The sequence below is a fragment of the Pseudokineococcus sp. 5B2Z-1 genome, assembly GCF_037482305.1.
In the GTDB taxonomy this organism is placed as follows: domain Bacteria; phylum Actinomycetota; class Actinomycetes; order Actinomycetales; family Quadrisphaeraceae; genus Pseudokineococcus.
This window is the reverse complement of sequence record NZ_JBBHZG010000002.1, coordinates 256335-262721: the sequence shown is the minus strand read 5'-3', so window position 1 is coordinate 262721 and position 6387 is coordinate 256335. Positions and strand designations below refer to the sequence as shown.

General features: G+C 73.7%; 6 protein-coding genes. 2 read left to right on the top strand and 4 right to left on the bottom strand.

The features are described 5' to 3' along the window. Window positions 1-237: 237 nt before the first annotated feature. On the bottom strand, window positions 238-936 hold the full coding sequence (locus WDV85_RS05415) for an SDR family NAD(P)-dependent oxidoreductase (protein ID WP_339569664.1): 699 nt from the start codon (window positions 934-936) through the stop codon (window positions 238-240). Here WDV85_RS05415 and WDV85_RS05410 point away from each other — a divergent pair. Next, on the top strand, window positions 935-1894 hold the full coding sequence (locus WDV85_RS05410) for a helix-turn-helix transcriptional regulator (protein ID WP_339569663.1): 960 nt from the start codon (window positions 935-937) through the stop codon (window positions 1892-1894). The genes WDV85_RS05415 and WDV85_RS05410 overlap by 2 nt on opposite strands. Before the next feature lie 75 nt (window positions 1895-1969). Here WDV85_RS05410 and WDV85_RS05405 read toward each other — a convergent pair whose 3' ends face one another. The 3 genes from WDV85_RS05405 to WDV85_RS05395 form a co-directional block, all read right to left on the bottom strand. Beyond that, window positions 1970-2884 carry a carbohydrate ABC transporter permease gene (locus WDV85_RS05405; RefSeq protein ID WP_339569662.1) on the bottom strand — a complete coding sequence of 305 codons (915 nt, stop codon included), beginning with the start codon at window positions 2882-2884 and terminating at the stop codon, window positions 1970-1972. 1 nt (window position 2885) lies between these two features. Further along, window positions 2886-3818: a carbohydrate ABC transporter permease gene (locus tag WDV85_RS05400; RefSeq protein WP_339569661.1), complete on the bottom strand. Its 933-nt coding sequence runs from the start codon at window positions 3816-3818 to the stop codon at window positions 2886-2888. Between the two features lie 67 nt (window positions 3819-3885). Further along, window positions 3886-5232, bottom strand: coding sequence for an extracellular solute-binding protein (locus tag WDV85_RS05395; protein ID WP_339569660.1), 1347 nt, complete (start codon window positions 5230-5232; stop codon window positions 3886-3888). Between the two features lie 358 nt (window positions 5233-5590). Here WDV85_RS05395 and map point away from each other — a divergent pair, with 358 nt between their 5' ends. After that, window positions 5591-6364 (top strand): type I methionyl aminopeptidase, encoded by a 774-nt coding sequence (gene map, locus WDV85_RS05390; RefSeq protein ID WP_339569659.1) that lies wholly within the window; start codon window positions 5591-5593, stop codon window positions 6362-6364. Window positions 6365-6387: the final 23 nt, after the last annotated feature.

Genomic DNA, 6387 nt, shown 5'->3' with positions numbered 1-6387 from the left:
TGCCCCCCCCCCCCCCCCCCCCCCCCCCCCCCCCCCCGCCCCTGCCACTCGCCTGCACCGGCCCGCCGGACCGCGCCCCGGACGGCTGCGCCGCGGACGTCCGAGGTGGCCCGGGCCCGAGGTCACCGCCGCCGGGGAGGACGCGCTCGTCGCTCGAGCAGCCGGGAAGCCGTCGACCTGCGACGACGCTGAGTCACCGCGGGTTCGTCCTCCCCGTCGGCGGCGGTAGCGGCTCCTTCACCACCCCAGCGGGCCGTGCCGGTCCGTGTAGGTGCCGGTGGGGCCGTCGCCGCCGATCGTCGCCATGCGCACGATCGCCTCGGCGCCCTCCTCGACGGTCTGCGGACCGCTGTGGCCGTTGAACTCCGTGGCGGTGTACCCCGGGTCGACGCAGTTGACCCGCAGCTCGGGCAGGGCGGCGGCCCACTGGCTCGTGAGCATGTTGAGGGCCGCCTTGGAGGACGTGTACGCGGGCGCCTGGAAGGAGCTCTCGACGCGCCCCGGCTCGGACGTGACGGCGTGGGAGCCGAGGCCGCTCGAGACGTTGACGACGACGCCCGCGGTCGAGCGCCGCAGGAGCGGCAGGAAGGCGTGCAGCACGCGGACCGGTCCGAGGACGTTGACGGCGAAGACCTCCTCCACGTCCGAGGCCGTGATGTCGGGCGTCGGAGCGGACGTGCCGGAGACGCCGGCGTTGTTGACGAGGACGTCGAGGGCGCCGCCGGTCGCGGCGGCGACGTGCTCGGCCGCCGCGGCGACGCTCGCGTCGTCGGTCACGTCGAGCTGGACGAAGCGGGCGCCGAGGGCGTCGGCGGCCTCCCGGCCGCGCCCCTCGTCGCGGGCCGCGACCCAGACGTCGTGGCCGAGGTCGCGCAGCTGGCGGGCGGACTCGCGGCCCAGGCCCTTGTTGGCACCGGTGATGAGGATGGTGGACATGGCGTCCACGCTGCGCCCGGTGCGGACGGCGCACAACGGGTCGGTCGGGGGTACCACCGCCGGTCCCACCCCCGCCGCCCGTCCGGCACCGACCCGCCCGCCCCCGGCCCGGGGCGGTGGCAGCATCACGGGCGTGCACGAGGACCTGGCCGCCTGCCTGCGCGCGTGGCGCTCGCGCCTCGACCCCGAGGACGTGGGCCTGCCCCGCAGCGGCTCGCGCCGGGCGGCGGGCCTGCGCCGCGAGGAGGTCGCGGCCCGGGCGGGCATCTCGGTGAACTACCTCGTGCGCCTCGAGCAGGGGCGGGCGCAGGCGCCGTCGGCCTCCGTCGTCGCCGCGCTCGCGCGGGCCCTGCGCCTGCCGGGCGACGAGGCCGAGCACCTGCACCTGCTGGCCGGGCTCGCCGCCCCGCTGGGACGCACGGCGAACCGCACCATGTCGCCGTCCCTGCGGCGCGTCGTCGAGCGCTTCGACGACGTCCCGCTCATCGTCGTCGACGTCGCGTGGGACGTCGTCGCCGCCAACGAGCTCGCCACCGCCTTCCTCTCCGACGACGACCCCGTGGGCCAGAACGCCGCGTGCCGGCAGTTCCTCGGCGCCCCGTGGGGCGAGCGGGCGCCCGCGGACGACGCGGCCTTCGAGCGCGACCTCGTCGGGGAGCTGCACCGCCAGCGCGCGCGCCACCCGGACGACGAGCGCCTGCGCGCCGTCGTCGCGCAGCTGCGCGCCGGATCGCCGCGCTTCGCCGCCCTGTGGGAGCAGCGACCGGCGGGCGTCCACACGGTCTCGCGCAAGACGTTCACGCACCCGGACGTCGGGCGGGTGACGGTCGACTGCGACGTCCTCGAGGCCCGCGGCACCGACCTGCGGGTCGTCGTGTGGACCGCGGCGCCCGGGACGCCCGACGGCGACGCCATGGCCCGGCTCCACCGGCGGCGCTCCGGCGCCGCCGTCGGGTGACCACGGCCCCGGACGCCGCCGGACGCGCGACGGCGCCCGGGGCCGGCTGGTCCCGGGCGCCGTCGCGCTGCGGCGTCAGCCCTTGAGGCCCGTCCCCGCGACGCCCTCGACGATCCGGCGCTGGAAGAGCAGGTAGAGGATCACGAGGGGCAGCGCACCGAGCACGGCGGACGCCTGGATGTCGGCGAAGCGCTGGCCGTAGGAGCCCTGCACCGTCGCGAGCCCGACCGGGATGGTCATGAGGTCGGGGTTGGAGAGCACGAACAGCGGCAGGATGAGGTTGTTCCACACCGTCACGAAGGTGAGGATCGAGACCGCCGCGATGACGGGCCGCGACAGCGGCATGATGACCGACCACAAGGTCCGCCACACGCCCGCGCCGTCGATTCGCGCCGCCTCGTCGAGCTCCTTGGGCAGCCCGTCGAAGAACTGCTTGAAGATGAAGACGGCGATGACGGCGGGCACCTGCGGGAAGATGACCGCCCAGTAGGTGTTCAGCAGCGAGAAGCTGTCGAGCAGCTGGAAGATCGGGACGATCAGCACCTGCGCGGGGATCATGATCCCGGCGAGGATGAGCACGAACACGAGCTTCCGGCCGCGGAAGCGCAGCCGGGAGAGCGCGTACGCCGCCATCGACGCGAAGAGGACGGTGAGCACCACCGTGCCCGCCGAGGTCACGAAGCTCGCCAGGTACCAGTTCCAGATCTGCCCCGACTGCAGCAGGGTGGCGTAGCTCGCGAGCGTCGGGTCGGTGCTGCGCAGGATGGCGTCGGCCCCGAGGGACGCCGTCTCGTTCGAGACGAGCGAGGTCTTGATCGCCCAGAAGCTCGGGATGAGCCACAGGAACGCGAAGACCCCGAGGACGATCCCGGCGACGATGTTGAAGGTCCGCGGGCTCCGGATCTTCGTGGGGTCCGTCCGGGCGGGCGCTGCGGCGGAGACGCCGTCGCCGACGCGCGTCCTGGTGCTGCGGTCGGTCGTGGTCGCCATCTCAGGCCTCCCGGTCGGAGCGGTCGAGCAGCTGGCGCGCCACCGCGATGACGACGATGACGATGAAGAGCAGGACCGACGCGGCGGAGGCGGCGCCGACCCGGTAGTCGGTGAAGGCCGTGTTGGTGATGAGGCCCAGGGCGACCTGCGTCGAGATCCCGGGGCCGCCGGCCGTCATCAGGTAGACCTGGTCGAAGATCTTCAGGCTCGCGATGATCTGCAGGATGATGACGAGCGTCGTCGTCCGGCCGAGCAGCGGGATGGTGATGTAGCGGATCTGGTGCCAGGGGCTCGCCCCGTCGACCGACGCCGCCTCGTACAGCTCCCGCGGGATGTCCTGCAGGCCCGCCAGGTAGAGCACGAAGTTGAAGCCGATGGTCCACCAGATCGTGGCGACGGCGATGCCCACCATCGCGAGCGACGGGTCGGCGAGGACGGCGTCGGGCTCCAGGCCGACGAGCGACTGGAACTGGGGCCAGAGGCCGGACGCCGGCGTGAAGAGGAAGATCCAGATGAGCGAGATCGACGCCGAGGGCAGCACGAACGGCACGAAGAAGGCCAGCCGGAAGAACCACTGGCCGCGCTGCACGCGGTTGGCCAGCACGGCGAAGACGAAGGACAGGACGACGAGCGGCGGCACCGTGTAGAGCGTGAACTGCAGGGTGTGCCACATCGCGGACCAGAAGTCCGAGCGGGTGAGCATCTCGGCGTAGTTGCCGAGCCCCGCGAAGGTGCCGAGCCCCGGCTGCACGATGCTCGTGTTGAAGAAGCTGACGACGAACATGTAGACGGTCGGCCCGATGAGGAAGGCCAGGTAGAAGACGCCGAAGGGCGCCAGGAACAGCCATGCCGGCCGGCTGTCCGGCCGCCTGTCCGACGTCCGCCGCGCCGTCGTGGTGGCCTCGGCGGGGGGCCTGAGGGTCTGGGTCGTCATCGGGGGACCTCCTGCAGGACCGGCCGGGGGGACGGGGCGGGTGCCGCGCCCGCGCGGCGACGGCCCGTCACAGCGGGCTCGGGGTGTCGAGGTAGACGGCCAGCTGCTGGCGGATGGCCGCCATGGCCTGCTCCGGGGTGAGCCGCTGCTGCTGCACGAGGCCGACCTGGGCCCCGACGGTGTTCTCGAAGGTCGAGCCGGAGCCCGAGTACCAGGCGGGGGCGTCGTAGACGACGTACTCGGCGGCCTGCGCGTAGTCCGCCTGCGGCGTGAGGTCCTGGTACTCCTGGCTCTCCAGCGTCGGGATGTACGCCGGGATGTGCCCGCCCTTCGCCCACGTGAGGCTCTGGTCGAGCATCGACCGGACGAAGCCCATGGCGAGCTGCATCTGCTCCGGGGTCCGGTCCATGCGGGGCAGGACGAAGGTGTGCGAGTCGCCCTGCGCCGCCGGCTGGTCGTACAGCTGCGGGATCGGCGCCATCCCGAAGTCGAGGCCCTCGACGCCCTGCGCCGTCGTGATCTCCCACTCGCCCTGCAGGTAGAAGGCCGCCTCGCCCGTGAACATCTGCGTCTGGGACCCGGCGTAGTCGATGGCGCGGGGCAGCCATCCCTGCTCGGACATGCGGCGGATGTAGGCGAGGGTGTCGAGCGCGGCGTCCTCGTCGACGGTCAGCTGCGTCCCGCCGTCGCCGAGGAAGGGCGTCGCCCCCGCGTGCTGCTGGTAGAGCGTCTGGAAGAGGCGCCACGGGGTCGCGTTCTCCGACACGTTCGCCGAGCTGACGGCGAAGGCGCCCGTCACCTCCTGCGCCGCCGCGAGCGCCGCCTCCCACTGCTCCACGCCCTGGATGGGCGCGAGCGTGCCCGAGCCGTCGAGGAGACCCGCCTGCTCGCAGACGTCCTTGTTGTAGAAGAGGACGAAGGGGTGGGTGTCGATGGGGATGGCGTAGGAGGTCCCGTCGACCTTCTGGCCGTCCCAGACCTTCGGCGTGAAGTCCGACGGCGAGAGGTCGACCATGGCGAGCATCTCGTCGGTGATCGGCGTCAGGAGGTCGGCGTTCGCGAGGTTCTGCGAGCGCGTGAGGTGCGCGACGGCCACGTCCGGCGGCTTGTCGCCGAGCGTGGCCAGCGAGACCTTCGTGTAGTAGGGGTTGCCCCAGGCGAAGGTCGCCGCCTGCAGCGAGGACGGGCCGCCGTGCTCCTGCACGTAGACGTCGAGCATCGTCTGGAGCCGGGCGCCGTCGCCGCCGCCGAAGAGGTTCCAGAACGTCACCGTCCCGGGGTTGAGCGGGGTGCCGGCGAGCCCGGCCGCGAGCGGGCTCCCGCAGCCGGAGAGGGCGCCCGCGGCGCCCAGCCCTCCGACCGCGAGGGCGCTCTGCAGCAGGCGCCGTCGGGACCACCCTGGGGTCGTCGTCATGGACATCCTTCCCGGCCGCCGTTGGCCTGGGCTGGGTCTGCTGGGTACCACCGCCGGTGCGCGCGGCCCCCGTCGCCGTCGCCGCGCCCTGCGCCCTCCGTCCTCTCCGTCGAGGCTCGATGACCGCAATGTGAACGGTCACATGGCGGGTGTCAAGGTCCCCGAGGAGCCTCTCGCCACGCCGCCGACGCCATGCTCGCGCGCGGGAGCGCTCCCACGGGGGAGGCGGTGCGGGCCGCCACGACGACCCGCCGTCGGGGGGCGCGGGAGGCCGGAGGGAGGTGGCGGGCGGAGGGGGTCGCGGCGCGCGCGGGTAGCCTCCTGCGGTGCCGTCGCCAGCCGCTCGAGGGAGCCACGCGTGATCGAGATCCTCAGCCCCCGCGAGGTGGAGCGGGCGCGGTCCGCGGGCGCCCTGGTGGCGCACATCCTGCAGACCTGCCGGGAGCGGACGCAGGTGGGCACCAACCTCCTCGAGATCGACCGCTGGGCGCAGGAGCTCATGGCCGAGGGCGGCGGCGTCTCCTGCTACGTCGACTACGCGCCGTCCTTCGGCCGCGGGCCCTTCGGCCACTACATCTGCACGTCGGTCAACGACGGCGTCCTGCACGGCCTCCCCCGCGACCAGGCGCTCGAGGACGGCGACCTCCTGACCCTCGACATCGCCGTGCTCGTCGACGGCGTCGCCGCCGACTCGGCCGTGAGCTTCGTGGTCGGGGAGGCGCGCGACGAGGCGGACCTCGCGCTCATCGACGTCACGCGCCGGGCGCTCGACGCCGGCATCGCCGCGGTCGGCCCGGGCGCGCGGCTGGGCGACGTCTCGCACGCCATCGGCGAGGTCCTCACCGGCGAGGGGTACCCGGTCAACACCGACTTCGGCGGCCACGGCATCGGCTCGACGATGCACCAGGACCCGCACGTGCCGAACCTCGGCCGTCCCGGCCGCGGGTACCGACTGCGCCCCGGGCTGCTCCTGGCGCTCGAGCCGTGGGTCATGGCCGACACCGACGAGCTCGTGACGGACGACGACGGCTGGACCCTCCGCAGCGCCACCGGATGCCGGACGGCGCACAGCGAGCACACCGTCGCCGTCACCGAGGACGGCGTCGAGGTGCTGACGCTGCCGCGGGGCTGACGCCCGAGGCCCCGGCCGCCCCC